An 18,164-nucleotide genomic window follows, 5' to 3' on the forward strand; every position below is an offset into this window, starting at 1 on the left:
TCACCCGGTCTTACGTGCCATTTCGAACCGGCGAGCTGAGCACGCCACCCCCGACCAGGGCCTTGACGCCGGTCGTTCCGGGGCACGAGGTCGGCAGGCGTCGCGCCACGCGCACCGCCAGATAGGCAAAGGCTTGGGCCTCTAGCATATCGCCGTCCAGCCCCACGGTTTCGACCGGCTCGACCGGACAATCCAGCGAAACCGACAGCATCTGCATCAACACCGGGTTACGGCGTCCGCCACCGGTGACAAGAACCCGCGACGGGGCCTTCGGGCAATGTTCCATCCCCTGCGCCACCCCGGCGGCACACATCGCGGTCAGGGTCGCCACGGCATCTGAATCGCTCAGTTCGCGGACCAGGCCGATCATCTCGGAAAAGTCGTTCCGGTCCAGCGACTTGGGCGGCATCCGGGCAAAAAACGGCTCGGCCAGGAACAGTTCCAGCGCCCCGGCCTCGACCTGCCCGCCGCGTGCCACCCGGCCATCCCGGTCCATCGGCAGACCCAGCCGCGCCTGCATCAGGTCATCCACCGGGGCATTGGCCGGCCCGGTATCAAAGGCCAGCAAGGCACCGGGCTCTTCCGGCCCGTCAAAGGACGGGTCCACATAGGTCAGGTTCCCGACCCCGCCCAGGTTCAGGAAACAGACCGGCTGATCGGCCCCGATCCACTTGGCACAGGCGAAATGGAAAAAAGGCGCAAGCGGCGCCCCTTCGCCCCCCATCGCCACGTCATCGCTGCGGAAATCCCAGACCACCGGCAAACCCAGCGCCTGAGACAGCCATTCCCCGTCGCCAACCTGCAACGTGCCGCGCCCGCGCGGCTCATGCGCCAGCGTCTGGCCGTGAAATCCGACAAGATCCACGTCCTCATAGGCGCAAAGCGCCTCGGCATGGGCCTGCGTCACAAGGTCCTGCGCGGCGTCCACCTGCGCGCCGCTCCACTGCCCAAGCGCGCCTTGCAATATGGTGCGTTCCTGCGGCGAATACGCGCGATACGCGGTCGGGCCGAACCCCATGATCCTGTGCCCGTCGGTTTCGACAACGGCCGTATCGACCCCGTCCAGCGACGTGCCGGACATCGCGCCCAGCGCCCGGATTGTCCCGGTTCGGATATTGTTCTGGACCACCCGTAAATTCTCCTGCTGTGCGGCAGGGCCAAATTGCCCCTCATTTCGCTCGCGGCGCAAGTCATGCGTGTCGAATTTCCGGCGACGGTACCCGGGATCAACACCTGCGCCCCCTGAGGGCCGCTTTGCCCTGCCTCGGCACCCGGACGCCCGAACCTGAAACGCGGGCATTGCAACATCGGGCGTTTCGGGCAAGCATCACCGCACCGCACGCAACCGGACCAAGGACCAGACAGACCAGAGCATCAGATGCCCCAGCAGGACCCGACGGATACAATGGACCAAAGCCAAGGCCGGAACTATCAGATTATTTTCTGGTCCGGAGCGCTGGCGACGATCGGCGGTCAGTTGGTCAATCCGCGCCTCGTCCTACCGTTTCTGTACCTCGCGCTTGGGGCCCCGACCTTTGTGGCTGGCCTGCTTTTGCCATGTGTGACCGGAGCCCGCCTGATTGCCGAGATATTCGTGTCTCCGTTTATCAACCGCATCACCCGCGCCAAACTGGCGGTTTACGTTCCGAACATCCTGACCGGCGCGGTTCTGGCGCTTGTCGCCCTGTTCGCAACCCAATTGCCGCAGGCATTGGTGGTGCTTCTGTTTTTGACGACGGCGATCGTCATGGGCCTGTGCCGGGGCATCAACAGCCTGGGTGTCAGCCAGGTCTATGGCGTTTCGGTACCGGATGCGAAACGCAACCGGATGCTGTTCGCACAGGCGACCATATCGGGCATTCTGGCGATTGTCGTGGTATGGGTTACCAAGGACCTGTTGGTGTCCGATCAGCCGATGCAGCGCCATATCGTCGTCATGTGGTGTGGCGTCGTGGCCCTGTTTGCCGCTGGCATCAGCTTTGCCGGTGTCCGGATTTTCGAAGAGGAACACGGCCTCCGAACCGCGCCGGTCCCGACCCGGACCAAACCCCTGAACGAACTGGTCGCCGGTTTCAGGACGGGGATGACCTATAGGTGGTACCGCAAGTTTCTGCTGGCCCGGCTTCTGTTCATCTCGGTCGAACTGGCGATGCCGTTCTATACGATCCATGCAGCAACGTTTCACGTGGGCACCAAGCATTCGCTCAGCTATTTCGTGATTGGCGCCAGCGCCGGGGTGGTCATCGGCTCGGTCATCTGGGGCAGGCTCAGCGGCTGGCGGTCGGTGCGGCCGGTGATGTATCTGGGATGCCTGGTCTCGGCCATGTCGGCAGTATTGGCGCTTGCGTTCACACTGATGGGGTATGCCCAGAACATCTGGCTTTACACGCTGGTCATATTGCTGTTGTCGCTTGGCGGAAATGGCGTGATCTACGGCCGCTACCTCTATGTCATCGAGATGACCAAAAAGGCCGAGCGCGCCTTTCTTGTCGCGTTCGGCGACGTCGCTGCGGGCCTGGCCGGTATCGTGTTCGCCGCAATCCTGGGCGCGGTGGCCCATCTGCATGACCCGGTCACCCCGATCATTATCCTGGCCGCCCTGAACGTCGCGGCGATGGCCCTTGCCTTTCGCCTGCCCCGAACCGACCCCGACAGAAGCCTGGCGGCCTGACCCGGCCATTTCGTGCCTTTTCCTCGACCGGTGAGCCGCCTATACAGTGCCCCGCAACTTCAACCCAAAGGGCACGATATGACCTACCACCCCAAATCGGATTTCATCGCCACGATGATCGAGCGCGGCTTTCTCGCCGATTGCACCGATTATCAGGGCCTTGACGACGCGCTGATCTCTGGGGTGCAGACGGCTTATATCGGCTATGACGCCACGGCGCAGTCACTGCATGTGGGTCACCTGATGAACATCATGGTGCTGCGCTGGCTGCAAAAGACCGGGCACAAGCCGATCACCCTGATGGGCGGCGGCACCACCAAGGTGGGCGATCCGTCTTTCCGCTCGGATGAACGCCCCCTGCTGGGGCCGGAACAGATCGACGCCAATATCGCCGGGATGCAAAAGGTCTTTGCCAAGTACCTGTCCTATGATGACAGCGACACCGGCGCGCTGATGCTGAACAATGCCGAATGGCTGGACAGCCTGAACTACCTCGATTTCCTGCGCGATATCGGGCGGCATTTCTCGGTCAACCGGATGCTGTCCTTCGAGTCGGTAAAATCGCGGCTGGACCGCGAACAATCGCTCAGCTTCCTTGAATTCAACTACATGATCCTGCAGGCCTATGACTTCCTGGAACTGAACCGCCGGTATAAATGCGTGTTGCAGATGGGCGGTTCCGACCAATGGGGCAATATCGTCAACGGTATCGACCTGACCCGCCGCGTGCTGGATCACGAGATCTATGGCCTGACCACGCCCCTGCTGACCACCAGCGATGGCCGCAAGATGGGCAAATCGCAGGGCGGCGCGGTGTGGCTGAACGGCGATATGCTGTCGCCATATGAATTCTGGCAGTTCTGGCGCAACACCACCGACGCCGATGTGGGCCGGTTCCTGAAAATCTTTACCGAACTGCCGGTGGATGAATGCGACCGCATGGGCACGTTGCAGGGGTCCGAGATCAACGAGGCCAAAATCCGCCTCGCCAATGAGGTGACCACCCTGCTGCACGGGGCCGAAGCCGCCGCAACCGCCGAGGCCACCGCCCGCGAAGTGTTCGAAAAAGGTGGTGTTGGCGGAGACCTTCCGACCCTCACGCTCAGCGCGGATGAGTTGGGCGATGGCATGTCGATCGTGCAGTTGATCGTGAAATCCGGTCTCGCCAAGTCCGGCAAAGAAGCCAAGCGCCTGATTTCGGAAAACGGCGCCAAGCTGGACGACGCGCCGCTGACCGATGCAGGCCTGATGATCGACGCAGGCGCCTTGTCCTCTCCGATCAAACTGAGCGCGGGCAAGAAACGCCACGCGCTGGTGCAACTGGGGTAACGCGTAACCGCCACGGCGGTCAGTCGCCCTTTCCCCCTGCCAAACGGGCCCGGAAACTCTGACAGTTTCCGGGCCCGTATTCATTTCATCACCCCAGGCCGCGTGTCAGACTTTGCCGGAATTCCCTGTTTCGGCCCCATCTCATGACTGGACAGCGGCGGGGGGCGTGATTTAAATGAACACATGTTCATATCACGCAGAGGGAACCCGCCATGCAGCTATCCACCACCGCAGCCGTCATAACCGGGGGCGCATCGGGTCTGGGCGAGGCCACCGCCCGCCACTTTGCCGAGCAAGGCGCGCAGGTTACCATCCTTGACCGCGATGCCGAACGCGGGGCCAGTGTCGCCGCCGAAATCGGCGGGCATTTCGCGCAAACCGATGTCACGGACGAAGGCTCGGTCGCGTCGGCCATCGCGCTGGCCAAGGATCGGATGGGCAAGATTACGGCTGCCGTGAACTGTGCAGGTATCGCCATCGGGGCCAAAACCGTCGGCAAAGACGGCCCGCACCCGCTGGACGCATTCCAGCGCACGATCGACATCAACCTGATCGGCACCTTCAATGTCTCGCGCCTGGCCGCCGCCGAGATGGCCGGGAACGATCCCGAACCCGACGGCGCGCGGGGCGTGATCATCAACACCGCCTCGATCGCGGCCTTTGACGGCCAGAAAGGCCAGGCCGCCTATGCCGCGTCCAAGGGGGGCGTGGTCGGAATGACCCTGCCCATGGCACGCGACCTGGCCGCGACCGGCATCCGCGTAATGGCCATTGCGCCGGGCATTTTCATGACCCCGATGCTGGCTGGCCTGCCCGAAGACGTACAACAACAGCTTGCCGCCGATGTGCCAAACCCCGCGCGCCTGGGCGATCCGCGCGAATACGGGCGGCTGGCCGGGTTCATCGTCGAAATGGGCTATCTGAACGGCGAGGTCATCCGCATCGACGGTGCCCTGCGGATGCGATAGCCTGCGCGCATGTCTGAACGTGAAAAGATGCAGTCCGGGCAGTGGTATTCCTGCCTGGACGCCGAGCTTGAAGCCCTGCGCGCCCGCGCCCGGCTTGCCGTTCACGCGCACAACACCTGCCCCCCGGACAGGCGCGGCGCGATGGCCCCGGACCTGCACGCGCTGTTTGCATCCACCGGCAAAGGGTGCTTTCTCGAAGCGCCGTTCCACTGTGCCTATGGCATCAACATCCATCTCGGCGATGGCGTCTACTTCAACGCGGGCTGCACGGTCCTGGATACTGCCGCGGTCCGGGTCGGAAACCGCACCCTGATCGGACCGGGCGTTCACATATACTGCGCCCAGCACGCCACGGACCCGGACGCGCGCCAACAGGGGTTGGAAATCGCCCTGCCCGTCACGATCGGACATAACGTCTGGATCGGAGGCGGCGCCATCGTCCTGCCCGGCGTGACCATCGGCGATGACGCAATCATCGGCGCAGGCAGTGTCGTCACCAAAGACGTCCCGACCGGCGCGACCGTTGTCGGCAATCCCGCCCGACCCATACGCCCGCACCATTAACCCTGTATTACCAAAACCCTAACATCCCACCGCCTCGCCGATTGTACGGACCAGCGTGTCACGTCATCAGGCTGAACACGGTGGCGCAGACCGGTTAACCGACCGTTGACAAAACGGGGCCAAAGTCGCGGCTCAAGTTTCGTACAACACATACAACTTCGCCCGTCAAAGTTGTACAACTCATACTCACCCGGCCTCGGCCTTCTCTTCCAGCACCAGCCATTCATCCTCGGCCGCCGCCAGCTTTTCCTGCCGTTCGACCAGGGCTTCGGTCGCCTTCTGGAACTTGACCGGCTCGCGCCCGAACAGGTCCGGGTCCGACAGCAACTCTTCAAGCTTGGCAATCTCGGCGGCAAGCCGTTCCATTTCGCCAGGCAGCTTTTCCAGCCGGTGCTTTTCCGAGAACGACAATCCCGATTTCGGCTTGGCGTCATGCTTTACCTTTGGCTTGGAAGGCTTTGTCTTTTCCTGCTTTTTCTCATCGACCTGGGCGCGCTGAGACATATAGTCTGACCAGCCCCCCGCATAAACCGTGGCCCGGCCGTCCCCTTCCATCGCGATGGTCGTGGTGGCGATACGGTCCAGGAAATCGCGGTCGTGACTGACCAAAAGAACGGTGCCGTCATAATCGCCCAGCAGTTCCTGCAACAGGTCCAGCGTTTCGACATCCAGGTCATTGGTGGGTTCGTCCAGCACCAATACATTCGATGGCTTCGCCATCAGCTTGGCCAGCAATAACCGCGCTTTTTCCCCTCCGGACAATGACTTAACAGCCGCTCTTGCCTGCGCGTCGTCGAACAGAAACTCCTTGAGGTAACCAACCACATGCTTGGGCTGACCACCCACCATCACCTGGTCCGCCTTACCCGACACCCGCATCTCGGGGTCACCGGTCAGGCTGTCCCACAGGCTCATTTCCGGGTCCAGCTGCGCACGGGCCTGATCGAAAAACGCAATCTCAAGGTTGGTGCCCAGCGTCACGGTTCCTGCATCCGGGGCCTCCTGCCCCAACAACATCTTCAGCAGCGTCGTCTTGCCCACGCCGTTTGGCCCGACAAACGCCACCCGATCCCCGCGCTGAACCAAAAGGTCCAGGTTCCGCACGATCCGCTTGTCACCATAGGTCTTGGACAGGCCCTTCGCCTCGATAACCTTGCGACCGGATTTCGGACCGGAATCCAGCGCCAGCGCCGCCGATCCCTGCCGGGCAATCTGCGCCGCACGCTCGGCCCGCAACGCCTGCAGGGCGCGCACCCGGCCCTGGTTGCGCTTGCGGCGGGCGCTGATGCCCTCCACGGCCCAGCGGGCTTCGGCCTTGATCAACCGGTTCAGCTTGTGACGCTGCTGATCTTCCTCGTCCCAGACCTTGTCGCGCCATGCCTCAAAGGCCTCGAACCCCTGTTCCTGCCGCCGCACCATGCCCCTGTCGATCCACAGCGTGGCCCGTGTCAGCGCCCGCAGAAACGCCCGGTCATGCGAGATCAGAACATAGGCCGCCCGGGTCGACCCCAGCTCTCGCTCCAGCCAGGCAATCGCTTCAATGTCCAGATGGTTCGTAGGCTCATCCAGCAACATCAGGTCCGGCGCCTCGGCCATCAGCTTGGCCAGCGCCGCACGCCGCCGCTCGCCGCCCGAGGCCGTGTCCACCGGGCGCGACGGGTCAAACTTCAATCCCTCGCCTGCCCGCTCGACCTTGTACATCTCTCCGGGCTCCAGACCGCTGGCGGCATAGTCGCCCAACGTCGCGAACCCCTCCATCCCGGGGTCCTGCTCCATATAGCCCACGGATTTGCCCGGAGGCACCACCAGCCCGCCGCGATCAGCCTCAACCAACCCCGCCATCACCTTCATCAAGGTCGATTTGCCCGACCCGTTGCGCCCGACCAGCGCCACGCGGTCGCCGGGCTGCACCACCAAATCAAGCTCGGAAAATACCGGATCACCCCCGAATGTCAGGGAAATGCCGGTCATCTGCAACAATGGAATTCTCGCCATGCCGCCAGCTAAACCGGCAGGCACAAGGCGTCAACGCCCCTGCTTCACCTTTTCGAAAATACTCATATCACCCCGCCACCGCCCGTAGCAGCCGTTTTCGTGCCGGGGGAATCGACCCGATTTCCAACCCCGTGAACACATGAAGCGTATTCATCTGCCGATCAACGACCGCATGATCGCTGACCCATCCCCCCATCATCAGGTAGGTGCGCAGCAGGGGCGGCATCCGCAGCATCGCCTGCTTGGCATCCGGCCTGCGCCGCAGCCGCGCGGCAAAGCGGAACACGTCGGGTGCCTTGACCCGAGGCAACCAGCGCTTTGGTGCAAGGTGGCGGTGCTTCAGCATGGCAAAAGCGTCCAGGTAATCCTCGGTCGCGGTTCCGGCGAAAGAAGAACAGCCAAACAGCATCTCGACTTGGTTGCGGTCCACATAGGCGGTCATTGCCCCCCATGCGACCCGCAGGATATCTGGGTCGGCGCAATCGGGATGAATGCAGAACCGGCCCATCTCGACCATGCGTCCTCTGAAACCCTCCAGCGCCGACAGATCGTAGAACTGTGCCGAATAGCTGCGCCCGATCTCGGCGCCATCGCCCATGGTCAACATGCGGAAACAGCACACCAGGCGACCATCGGCCCGCACATCCTCGACCAGGATATGCACGCAGGTCTCATCAAATGCGTCACGATCCAGCGCGGGTGTCCCAAAGGCCAGGGTGCGCAGCTGCTGCGCCGCCGCCACATCCTGCCCCGACTGCGCGATCCGTGCGCGATACCGCCCCTTGCTCAGCAATATTGCATTGGCCATGGTCACACCCTCCACGGTCGCCGACCGACACTCGATGCCCGGTGACTAACATGGGGAATGTGACCGCCGTGTGAAGCCCCGCGCCGCGAAAACCGCCTTAGTTGGCGCCCGGGATATTGGCCGGGTTGAAGTTCCCGATATTGCCCAGCAGCTGCCGCAGGAAGCCCTTGTCCTGAACGCTGGAATCCGTCACGCGGCGCTCCAGCGGGATCACCAGCCCGTCTTCCAGTCCGAACCGCTCGATGTTGCGGACCACGCCACGCTGATCAAAACTCACGGCGACCAGTTCGCGCGAAACGACCTTGGGGCGTTTGGGGCCATAATGGCGCACGCGCGACGACACGTAGTAGAACCCCGAATCCCTTAGAACGCCCGAAGAGCTGGGGGCGCCGATGGTTTCGATGACCGTTTCGCGCGTATCGACACCGACTTTGACCTCGGCCAGGTCTTCCGGCGTCGGAATATAGCCGTGATTCTTGTAGATCGGCGTGCAGGCACAGGCAGCCGCCAAAACAACGCCGCAGGCAAACATCCTTGACGCTTTGGTCAGCTTGTTCGTTACCATCACCATCTTCACCCTCTTGCCTTGGCACCGTCCGGCTTCTATCCGATTACAGAAACCGTTGCCCCGGTTCAACACAGGAAAGGGTTCCAATGACCTATCAATCCCCTCTACGGGTGAGCGACCTGCCGCAAAACGCCCCGACCCGGTTCGAATTGCGCCCCACCGCGCAACAGCAGGAGGCGATCCGCCAAGAGCTGGGCCTTGAGGGCCTGCGCAAGCTCAGCTTTTCGGGTGACCTGCGCGCGCAGGCCAAGCGTGACTGGCTGCTGTCCGGCGTTTTGGGGGCGACCGTGGTGCAGCCCTGCGTGATCACGCTGGACCCGGTGACAACCCGGATCGACATCCCGGTCCGCCGGGTCTTTCTGGCCAACTGGTCGGACCCCGATGAGCCGGAATTCGAAATGCCCGAAGATGACGAGACCGAGGCCCTGGGCCCCGAAATCGACCCCGCGCAAGTCATGATCGAGGCGCTGTCGCTGGCCCTGCCACAATATCCGCGCAAGGATGGCGCACATCTGGAACAGGCGATCTATACCGAGCCGGGACAGCAGGCGATGACCGATGATGACGTCAAACCGTTCGCCGGGCTGGCCGCCCTGCGCGACAGCCTGAAAAAAGACGAGTGACATAGGGCAGATTTCCTGTCATAGCAGGCGGTCAGAAAAATCGCTTGAACATGTCGAGAATCGCAGTATTTTCGCGCGCTCATCGGAATTTGGGTTGGACAACGCGGGGCTGGTCCCCTAAACGCGCGTCACACCACGATAAAAACGAAGAATGAAACCCGGCCGGCGGCGAATCCGCGGGCCCCAGTCAGACAAAGGTTGAGACCATGGCCGTCCAACAAAACAAAGTTTCCAAGTCGCGTCGCAACAACCGCCGCGCACACGACGCTCTGGTTGCTGCAAACCCGAACGAATGCCCGAACTGCGGCGAGCTGAAGCGCCCGCACCACGTATGTGCGTCCTGCGGCCACTATGACGATCGCGAAGTCGTCGCACAGGCCGATGAAATCGACCTGGACGAAGACGCGGCCTAAGCGCGATCGGACTCAGACCCAGGTATGACGGCGCAGCCCACGCAAACTGGACAGATCATCATATCGGTTGACGCAATGGGCGGGGATTCCGGTCCCGCGGTCGTTGTTTCCGGCATTGCGATTTCGGCCAAGAAGAACCCCGAGATTGGGTTTCTTCTGCACGGCAAAGAAGATGTGCTGCGCAAACTGGTTGCCAAACGGCGTGTCCTTGATGGGCGCGTCGTTTTTCGTGATTGCCCTGACGTGGTCACGATGGAAGACAAGCCCAGCCAGGTGGTGCGCAACGGCAAGCAGACCTCGATGTGGTCCACGCTTGAGGCCGTGCGCAAAGGCGAGGCCCACGGGGCCGTATCCTGCGGCAATACCGGCGCGCTGATGGCGCTGTCGATGATGCGCCTGCGCAAATTGCCGGGCGTGAGCCGTCCTGCCATCGCAATCCTCTGGCCGTCACGCAACCCCCAGGGGTTCAACGTGATGCTGGATGTGGGCGCGGATGTACGCGCCGACGCCAAGGATTTGTTGCAATATGCGCTGATGGGGGCGTCTTACGCGCGCAACGGCATGGCGCTCAGCCGGCCGCGCATCGGCTTGCTGAATGTCGGAACCGAAGAACACAAGGGCCGCCCCGAGCTGAAAGAAGCCCATGGGATGATTGCCGAATTCGCCGACCCCGCCAATTTCGATTTTGTCGGTTTCGTCGAAGGCAGCGACATTCCGGGCGACAAGGCCGATGTCATCGTCACGGACGGTTTCACTGGCAATGTCGCGATCAAGACCGGCGAAGGAACCGCCAGCCTGATCGGTGACCTGCTGCGCCAGGCCTTCAAATACTCGCCCCTCTCGCGGCTTGCCTCGGTTCTTGCGATCACCTCGTTGCAGCGCCTGAAGAAACGGATTGACCCGCGCCGGGTGAATGGCGGGGTTTTCCTGGGCCTGAACGGAACCGTCGTCAAATCGCATGGCGGCGCGGACCCGACCGGCGTATCGGCGGCGGTCAAACTGGCCTTTACGCTGGCGCAATCCGGTTTCTCGGAAAAATTGGCGGCACGGGTTGCATCCACGGTCGAGCTTGCACAAGATGCCGCGCAGTCTGCACCGCAGACCGAAAAATAACTTAGAAGGCAGTAACCCCACATGGCAGGCCGTTCAGTTGTTGTAGGTGTCGGACATTATTTGCCCAGCCGCGTTGTCCCGAATTCCGAGTTTGAACAGACCTTAGATACATCGGATGAATGGATTCGTACCCGGTCGGGGATCGAGCGGCGCCATTTTGCCGCTGACGGCGAAACGACATCCGATCTTGCCACCAACGCGGCCCAGGCCGCACTGAAGGATGCGGGGCTAGAGGCCGATGATATCGACGCAATCATCGTCGCGACCTCGACCGCTGACCTGACCTTCCCGTCGGCTGCGACCATGGTTCAGGCCCGCCTGGGCATGACCAAGGGGTTTGCCTTTGACGTTCAGGCCGTCTGCGCCGGATTCGTTTTTGCGCTGAGCAACGCCAATGCGCTGATCCTGTCGGGACAGGCGCGCCGCGTGCTGGTGATCGGCGCCGAGACATTTTCGCGAATCATGGATTGGAGCGACCGCTCGACCTGCGTCCTGTTTGGCGACGGTGCCGGCGCGCTGGTCCTGGAATTGCAGGACGGCGCCGGAACACCCGACGACCGCGGCATCCTGGCAACCGACCTGAACTCTGACGGGCGGTTCAAGGATCTGCTTTATGTCGATGGTGGCGTATCCACGCAAACGACCGGCTACCTGCGGATGCAAGGCAACCAGGTTTTCCGCCATGCCGTTGAAAAGCTGGCAAAAACCGCCGAGACCGCGTTAGGGCGTGCGGGGCTGAACAGCGCGGATGTGAACTGGATCGTGCCGCATCAGGCCAATATCCGCATCATTCAGGGCACCGCCAAGAAAATGGGTTTGCCGATGGAACGCGTAGTCGTCACCGTTCAGGATCACGGCAATACGTCGGCAGCGTCGATCCCTCTGGCGTTGTCGGTGGGCAAGGAACGCGGCCAGATCAAACAGGGCGACCTGATCGTTACCGAGGCGATCGGCGGCGGGCTGGCCTGGGGCGCGGTGGTCCTGCGCTGGTAACCGGCGCATTCCAGCTTACACCGCCGCGTGCAATTCATTGATATTGACAGTGAATTTCCCCTCGCCCTATGCTTTGACATCAACAGGGGAAAAAAGCATGGGCGACAAAACACTGACCCGCATGGATCTGAGCGAGGCCGTCTTTCGTGAAGTCGGTTTGTCACGTAACGAAAGCGCGCAGCTGGTCGAAAGCGTACTGAACCACATGTCCGACGCGCTTGTGCGTGGCGAGCAGGTCAAGATTTCGTCTTTCGGCACTTTCAGCGTGCGCGACAAGACCGCCCGCATTGGCCGCAATCCGAAAACCGGCGAAGAAGTTCCGATTCAGCCGCGTCGCGTGCTGACCTTTCGCCCGTCGCACCTGATGAAGGATCGCGTCGCCGCCGGGAACCGCAAGTAAGTTCAGGAACAGGCAGAGATGAGCAAATCCCCCGACGCATTTCGCACGATCAGCGAGGTCGCGGATTGGCTCGGTGTTCAGGCCCATGTGCTGCGATTCTGGGAAAGCCGATTCAATCAGGTCAAACCGGTCAAACGCGCTGGCGGCAGGCGGTATTACCGCCCCAATGACATGCGCCTGCTGGGCGGCATCAAGAAACTGCTGCACGAAGACGGAATAACCATCAAGGGCGTCCAGAGAATCCTGCGCGAACAAGGCGTTGCGCATGTCGCGTCGCTGTCGCAAGGGCTGGACGAGATGGCCGAGCCCGAAGTGCCGAAGGACGACACGGTTGTGCCCTTTGCCGCGAAACCCGCCGCCGAATCCACACAGATCGGGATGGATCTGGGGGATGTGCCGCAACAGCGGCCCGACGACCGGGCCGATGCACCCGCCGCTGCGCCTCAGCCGCAGCCGGCGCGCGATGCGCCCGCATCGTCAGAACCCGCGCCCGTGGATGCCGCGCCCCTGCTGGGCGGGGTTGCCTCGCTGGCCTGGAACCGAACCGAGTTTGACGCCGACCTGTTGCGTGAAATCGCACCCATCGCGAAAGAGCTTCGCGATTGGATGAACCGCGTCGAACCCCGGGCTGCGGGATAACAAAAAAGGCAATGTTTTGCTCTTGCCCCTGCCGGGAAAACCTTTATGAACACCCCAACGTCGGGCTATGGCGCAGCCTGGTAGCGCGTCCGTCTGGGGGACGGAAGGTCGCAGGTTCGAGTCCTGCTAGCCCGACCAAATCACACCGACGTTCATGGCAGGCCGGCCTGATCCCGCCTTGGCATCAGGGGGGATCGGAATGACCGGCGTATGCCCAAACCAGCAAATCGAAGCGATGATTGCCCGCGGTGAAATCACCGCCACCCTCGATATTCTGACCGAGCAGGTCCAACCCGCCAGTCTTGATTTGCGTTTGGGAACAGTCGCTTACCGCGTTCGAGCCTCGTTCCTGGCGGGCGAAGGCCGATCCGTTTCCGAACGTCTGTCCGAATTCGAAATGCACCGCATCGACATCAGCGACGGTGCCGTTCTTGAAAAAGGCTGCGTGTACTTGGTGCCTTTGATGGAGACTTTGGCCCTGCCGCAGGACATCAGCGCGGTTGCCAATGCCAAAAGCTCGACCGGGCGGCTGGATTTGCTGACCCGCACCATCACCGATGGCGGCACCGAGTTTGACCGCGTTCCGGCAGGCTATGCCGGTCCGCTTTTCGCCGAGATCTGCCCACGCTCGTTTTCCGTTCTGGTGCGTCCGGGCATGCGGCTGAATCAGATCCGTTTCCGCAAGGGCCAAGCGGTCCTGAGCGACGCGGAACTGACCGCGCTGCACAACGCCTCGCCGCTGGTGGATGGTCCGGCGGTGATCCAGGACGGGCTGGGCTTTTCGGTCGACCTGCAATTGCCCGACACCGATCTTGTCGGTTACCGCGCGAAACCCCATACCGGGGTGATCGACCTGGACCGGATCGGTGAATACGACCCGCAGGAATACTGGGAAGAGGTGCACACCAAGGATGGGCGCATCATCCTGGACCCCGGCGCCTTTTACATTCTTGTCAGCCGCGAGGCGGTGCATATCCCGCCCCTATACGCCGCCGAAATGGCGCCCTATCTGGCCATGGTCGGCGAGTTTCGCGTGCATTACGCCGGTTTCTTCGATCCCGGCTTCGGCCATGCCGATGCGGGTGGCGCCGGATCACGCGGCGTGCTTGAGGTGCGCTGCCACGAGGCGCCTTTCGTGCTTGAGCATGGTCAGGTCGTAGGACGTTTGGTCTATGAACGAATGGCCGAGTTGCCGACGCAGCTTTACGGCGCCGGAATCGCGTCGAATTACCAGGGGCAAGGCCTGAAACTTTCCAAACATTTCAAGGCGGTGGGCTAGGTCAAAAGCGCATGAACCGCCGCATCTGCCGGGTTATGCGCTGCGCCTGCCGTGTATCGAGTTTCGGACCGGGCGCGCCGTCCTTTGTGTCGCTGCCGCCCCGTGATCCGGTGGTGCCGTCCGTGTCGCGCAACCGGCCCGCCATATCCAACCCCGCGCCAATGCCACGCGTCACAACGCGGCGCATGATCTGGCGCATAATCATGTTGATGATCCGGTTGGCGTTCATGGATATCTCCGATTTCGCACCCCAAGATAGGCCCTGTTTGCCCGGATGAAAGGGGTCGGGCGATTACTCATCCTCGAACAGTTCTGTCTGCTCGTCATCCTCGTCTTCGCCTGATGCCCCCTCGCCCATCGGCATCGCGCCCGGCGGCGGGCGGTTTTCCAGCAACCCGGCCGCGCGCAGTTCCTTGAGGCCCGGCAGATCGCGCGCGTTTTCCAGCCCGAAATGATCAAGGAATTGCGGGGTCACGACGAATGTCACGGGGCGGCCCGGCGTCATGCGGCGGCGGCCCAGCCTGATCCACTCCATCTCCAGCAACTGATCGATGGTTCCGCGGGACACTGATACGCCCCGGATTTCCTCGATCTCGGCCCGCGTGCAGGGCTGATGATAGGCCACGATGGCAAGCGTTTCGATTGCGGCGCGGCTGAGTTTACGGGTCTCGACCGTTTCCTTTTGCATCAGGAAACCCAGGTCAGGGGCCGTGCGGATTGCCCAGGCCTCGCCAACCTGGACCACGCGAACACCGCGCCCCTCGTATCTTTTCCTAAGCAGGTCAACGGCCTGCGCCGCATTGCTGCCATGGGGCATCCGGGCTTCGAGATCGGCGAGTGTCACCGGCTCGGCGCTGGCGAACAGAACCGCTTCGACCATGCGTTCCTGTTCGGCCAGGGGCGGTGCCTCGAACAGCGTGCCAGAGCCATCTTCCTGGGGGGCGTCAGTCACGGTCATCGGTCCTTTTGCGCAGGTGGATCGGGGCAAAGGTTTCGCTTTGCTTGATTTCCATATGTCCTTCTTTCACCAATTCCAACGAGGCCGCAAATGTCGCCGCCGTGGCCGAACGCCTGCGGACGGGATCGGCATCCCAGCCATCGGGCAGATAGGTTTCCATATCGGTCCACGCCCCGGCAAAGCCGATCAGCGGGCGCATGCGTTCCAATGCCTGTTCCATCGTGAACACCGCGTCCCGGTCCATTACAAAGGGCCGGAATTCGTCACGCGTGCGAATGCGGGCATAGCCCTGCATCAGGTCCAGCAAGGTGGCCGAATAGGTCACGGTGCGAATGCGCGTGACATCCTCGCCCTGCCCGCGCTTGAAAAAGTCGCGCCCCAGTTGGTCGCGCGCCATCAGCCGTGCAGCGGCATCGCGCATCGCCTGCAGACGCTCAAGCTGAAAGGCCAGATGCGCGGCCAGTTCCTCGCCCGACGGCCCCTCATCGTCGGGGTCCGGCGGCAGCAGCAGGCGCGATTTCAAAAAGGCCAGCCAGGCCGCCATGACCAGATAGTCGGCGGCCAGTTCAATCCGCAGCGCGCGCGCCTTTTCGACAAAAGTCAGGTATTGCTGTGCCAGCGCCAGAACCGAGATTTTGCGCAGGTCCACCTTTTGCGTGCGCGACAGGGTCAGCAAAACGTCCAGCGGGCCTTCGAACCCGTCGACGTCGACAATCAGCGCCTCGGCTGCAAGCCGATCCGCAACCGAAACCGCGTCTTCGCTAAAGAGGCTATCGTTCATACACCTGCCCGCCCATTAGGCGAGATAGTTCCGCCTCGGCGGCGTCGATGTCAAGTTCCTCGGGTGGGGTGCGCATCGCCAGCGCCCGGTCGGCGCGGGTTTGCGCCGCCTGCGACATTGCACCGGCGGCCTGCATCACTGCGGCCCTTTCGGCAAAGCTGCCGTTGCAATGCAAGACGACATCGCACCCGGCCTCAAGCGCCTGCCGCGACAGGTCGGCCAGCGACCCCGACAGCGCCTTCATCGAGATATCGTCGGTCATGATCAGGCCGTCAAAGCCGATCCTTTCGCGGATAAGCGCCATCATGGTGGGCGAAACCGTCGCGGGCTGCGGGTCAATCCGGTCATAGACCAGATGCGCCGTCATCCCCATCGGCAGATCGTTCAGGGCGCGGAACGGGGCAAAATCCCGGGCATCCAGTTCATCCAGCGGTGCGTCCACATGCGGCAGGTCATGGTGGCTGTCCAGCGTCGCCAAACCGTGACCCGGAACATGTTTGAGAACCGGCAGAACGCCGCCGTCCAGATGCCCCTGCGCGACGGCGCGTCCGATGACCGATACGCGATCGGCGTCGGCGCCGTAACAGCGGTTGCGCAGGAATTCATGTGTGCTGTCGCGCGCCACATCCACCATCGGGGCGCAATTGCTGTCGATACCCAGCGCAAACAGTTCCGCCGCGATCAGGCGATACCGCAGGTACATGGCCCGCTCGGCCCCATTGCCGGCCCGGTCGCAATGATCCAGCGGCGGCAGCCAGTTCCGCGCCAGCGGTCCGCGCAACCGTTGCACCCGGCCACCTTCCTGGTCGATGGTGATCGGGCAGTCGCGCCCTACGGCCTCGCGGAAATCGCCGCACAAGGCACGGACCTGATCGGCGGTCTCGATATTGCGCGCAAACAGGATGAACCCAAACGGGTTCATATCGCGAAAAAGGGTCTTTTCTTCCGGTGTCAGGCGCAAACCTTCGGCATCGGTGATAGCCGCGCCATATGTCACCGTACGGCCACCGGGATGCAATCGGCGCCGCGGGCAACCAGCGCAGCGCAAAACTGCCGCGAGTCGCTTAGGTCATCAAAACCCAGAACCCGCAAGCGGTAAAAGGTGCGACCACCACTTGAGGTTTTCTGAATAACCCGCTGCTTTCCATCCATATATTCACCAAACTGACCGCTCAGCCGCGCCCATTCGGCCTGTGCCACATCGGTGCTTTCATATGCCCCAAGCTGCGCCAGCCGCGTACCCTTGGCCAAAGTGTCAGGATCAACGTCCAACCCGACCGCGGCCTTGACGGCGGCGTTGATCGCGTCTTCTGAGCCCGCATTATTGGCAAGCGCCACAGGGGTGGCCCGCGCCGGACGGTTCAACGGACGCAAGGACCGGCGGACCCCGGGCAGCACGGCCAGTTCCGGATCCGGTTGCAGCGCCGCCAGATCAGCGGGATCAATTGCCGGTTCGTCGTCTTCCGGCGTGGCCAGCGCGGCAAGCTGAACGCCCTCAGGGTCCTGGGTGGGCTTGGCGTCATCAGCCAACCCAGCCACGAGGGCATCGACAGCCCCCTGCCGCAAACGGGCCGCTTCCTGCTCCGAGATATCCTCTTCGACCACATGCACAGCCGCGGTCGGCTTCAACGTTCCCATCGGCGCGTCTTCCTCGGCCAGCGACACAGGGCGCGGCGCCAGGATCAACCGGTCGGCGGGCGGCGCTGCCGATCCTTCGGCAGCAACCGTATTGACGGCAAGGCCCTGATGGTCGGCCATCGTTCCGCCGGGATTTTCCGGCTGGATGCGCATCGGCCCTTCGACGGCCCGCACCACCGGCACACCGCTGACATCGCGCATCACCAGCTTATAGCTCCAGACGCCGACACCGGCGACCAATGCCAGCGAGGCAACCGCGCCCATCACATTGAGCATGCGCCCCAGCCCGGCGGCGCCGCGCGGCGCCTGGCCCTGCACATCGGTGTCATCGGAATAGTCATAGCCATCCTGCGGATGGCTCTGATTCGTGTAATGCCCTTGCTCGGGGCGCACCTGCCCCGAGTAATCGTAACTCGCCATATCC

At 62.6% G+C, this 18,164-nt stretch carries 20 protein-coding genes and 1 tRNA gene; 12 read left to right on the top strand and 9 right to left on the bottom strand.

Translation table 11 applies throughout. The features are described 5' to 3' along the window. Positions 1-10 precede the first annotated feature (10 nt). Complete coding sequence (locus ACXAG8_RS02045; protein WP_475221730.1) at positions 11-1,129, bottom strand: anhydro-N-acetylmuramic acid kinase; 1,119 nt, start codon at positions 1,127-1,129, stop codon at positions 11-13. A 249-nt stretch (positions 1,130-1,378) separates the two neighbouring features. Here ACXAG8_RS02045 and ACXAG8_RS02050 point away from each other — a divergent pair, with 249 nt between their 5' ends. From ACXAG8_RS02050 to ACXAG8_RS02065, 4 genes are all read left to right on the top strand, one after another. Continuing rightward, positions 1,379-2,671 carry an MFS transporter gene (locus tag ACXAG8_RS02050; RefSeq protein WP_475221732.1) on the top strand — a complete coding sequence of 431 codons (1,293 nt, stop codon included), beginning with the start codon at positions 1,379-1,381 and terminating at the stop codon, positions 2,669-2,671. A gap of 78 nt (positions 2,672-2,749) precedes the next feature. Beyond that, positions 2,750-4,000: a tyrosine--tRNA ligase gene (gene tyrS, locus ACXAG8_RS02055; protein ID WP_475221734.1), complete on the top strand. Its 1,251-nt coding sequence runs from the start codon at positions 2,750-2,752 to the stop codon at positions 3,998-4,000. Positions 4,001-4,212: 212 nt separating this feature from the next. Next, positions 4,213-4,968: an SDR family NAD(P)-dependent oxidoreductase gene (locus tag ACXAG8_RS02060; RefSeq protein WP_475221736.1), complete on the top strand. Its 756-nt coding sequence runs from the start codon at positions 4,213-4,215 to the stop codon at positions 4,966-4,968. A gap of 9 nt (positions 4,969-4,977) precedes the next feature. After that, complete coding sequence (locus ACXAG8_RS02065; protein ID WP_475221738.1) at positions 4,978-5,532, top strand: sugar O-acetyltransferase; 555 nt, start codon at positions 4,978-4,980, stop codon at positions 5,530-5,532. A 186-nt stretch (positions 5,533-5,718) separates the two neighbouring features. On the opposite strand, the gene ACXAG8_RS02070 is transcribed toward ACXAG8_RS02065, so the two are convergent. The 3 genes from ACXAG8_RS02070 to ACXAG8_RS02080 all read right to left on the bottom strand — a co-directional run bounded on the left by ACXAG8_RS02070 (position 5,719) and on the right by ACXAG8_RS02080 (position 8,906). After that, positions 5,719-7,527 (bottom strand): ABC-F family ATP-binding cassette domain-containing protein, encoded by a 1,809-nt coding sequence (locus ACXAG8_RS02070; protein ID WP_475221740.1) that lies wholly within the window; start codon positions 7,525-7,527, stop codon positions 5,719-5,721. Between the two features lie 67 nt (positions 7,528-7,594). Beyond that, positions 7,595-8,335, bottom strand: coding sequence for a GNAT family N-acetyltransferase (locus ACXAG8_RS02075; RefSeq protein ID WP_475221742.1), 741 nt, complete (start codon positions 8,333-8,335; stop codon positions 7,595-7,597). 97 nt (positions 8,336-8,432) lie between these two features. Next, positions 8,433-8,906 carry an outer membrane protein assembly factor BamE gene (locus tag ACXAG8_RS02080; RefSeq protein WP_475221744.1) on the bottom strand — a complete coding sequence of 158 codons (474 nt, stop codon included), beginning with the start codon at positions 8,904-8,906 and terminating at the stop codon, positions 8,433-8,435. A gap of 83 nt (positions 8,907-8,989) precedes the next feature. Between ACXAG8_RS02080 and ACXAG8_RS02085 the strand changes: the two genes are divergently transcribed. The 8 genes from ACXAG8_RS02085 to ACXAG8_RS02120 all read left to right on the top strand — a co-directional run bounded on the left by ACXAG8_RS02085 (position 8,990) and on the right by ACXAG8_RS02120 (position 14,363). Continuing rightward, a complete protein-coding gene (locus ACXAG8_RS02085) occupies positions 8,990-9,526 on the top strand; it encodes a YceD family protein (protein ID WP_475221746.1) in 537 nt (178 codons plus the stop codon). Between the two features lie 206 nt (positions 9,527-9,732). Next, complete coding sequence (rpmF, locus tag ACXAG8_RS02090; RefSeq protein ID WP_008756996.1) at positions 9,733-9,939, top strand: 50S ribosomal protein L32; 207 nt, start codon at positions 9,733-9,735, stop codon at positions 9,937-9,939. Positions 9,940-9,963: 24 nt separating this feature from the next. Then, entirely contained in the window at positions 9,964-11,052 is a 1,089-nt protein-coding gene (gene plsX, locus ACXAG8_RS02095; protein ID WP_475221747.1) for a phosphate acyltransferase PlsX, read from the top strand. Positions 11,053-11,073: 21 nt separating this feature from the next. Next, positions 11,074-12,045: a beta-ketoacyl-ACP synthase III gene (locus ACXAG8_RS02100; protein ID WP_475221749.1), complete on the top strand. Its 972-nt coding sequence runs from the start codon at positions 11,074-11,076 to the stop codon at positions 12,043-12,045. 97 nt (positions 12,046-12,142) lie between these two features. After that, positions 12,143-12,445: an integration host factor subunit alpha gene (gene ihfA, locus ACXAG8_RS02105; protein WP_008755922.1), complete on the top strand. Its 303-nt coding sequence runs from the start codon at positions 12,143-12,145 to the stop codon at positions 12,443-12,445. An 18-nt stretch (positions 12,446-12,463) separates the two neighbouring features. After that, positions 12,464-13,084, top strand: coding sequence for a MerR family transcriptional regulator (locus ACXAG8_RS02110; RefSeq protein WP_475221751.1), 621 nt, complete (start codon positions 12,464-12,466; stop codon positions 13,082-13,084). Between the two features lie 61 nt (positions 13,085-13,145). Continuing rightward, positions 13,146-13,222: transfer RNA gene (locus ACXAG8_RS02115), tRNA-Pro, on the top strand. A gap of 61 nt (positions 13,223-13,283) precedes the next feature. Then, complete coding sequence (locus ACXAG8_RS02120) at positions 13,284-14,363, top strand: 2'-deoxycytidine 5'-triphosphate deaminase (RefSeq protein ID WP_475221752.1); 1,080 nt, start codon at positions 13,284-13,286, stop codon at positions 14,361-14,363. A 1-nt stretch (position 14,364) separates the two neighbouring features. On the opposite strand, the gene ACXAG8_RS02125 is transcribed toward ACXAG8_RS02120, so the two are convergent. From ACXAG8_RS02125 to ACXAG8_RS02145, 5 genes are all read right to left on the bottom strand, one after another. Continuing rightward, entirely contained in the window at positions 14,365-14,592 is a 228-nt protein-coding gene (locus ACXAG8_RS02125) for a hypothetical protein (RefSeq protein WP_475221754.1), read from the bottom strand. A gap of 63 nt (positions 14,593-14,655) precedes the next feature. Further along, positions 14,656-15,321, bottom strand: coding sequence for an SMC-Scp complex subunit ScpB (scpB, locus tag ACXAG8_RS02130; protein WP_475221756.1), 666 nt, complete (start codon positions 15,319-15,321; stop codon positions 14,656-14,658). After that, positions 15,308-16,102: a segregation and condensation protein A gene (locus ACXAG8_RS02135; protein WP_475221758.1), complete on the bottom strand. Its 795-nt coding sequence runs from the start codon at positions 16,100-16,102 to the stop codon at positions 15,308-15,310. The genes scpB and ACXAG8_RS02135 overlap by 14 nt, the downstream gene beginning before the upstream one ends. Beyond that, positions 16,092-17,099 carry a beta-N-acetylhexosaminidase gene (nagZ, locus tag ACXAG8_RS02140; protein ID WP_475221760.1) on the bottom strand — a complete coding sequence of 336 codons (1,008 nt, stop codon included), beginning with the start codon at positions 17,097-17,099 and terminating at the stop codon, positions 16,092-16,094. The genes ACXAG8_RS02135 and nagZ overlap by 11 nt, the downstream gene beginning before the upstream one ends. Next, positions 17,096-18,160 (bottom strand): SPOR domain-containing protein, encoded by a 1,065-nt coding sequence (locus ACXAG8_RS02145; RefSeq protein ID WP_475221761.1) that lies wholly within the window; start codon positions 18,158-18,160, stop codon positions 17,096-17,098. Before ACXAG8_RS02145 ends, nagZ begins: the two co-directional genes overlap by 4 nt. Positions 18,161-18,164: the final 4 nt, after the last annotated feature.

Source organism: Ruegeria sp. ABD4_443 (assembly GCF_056160865.1).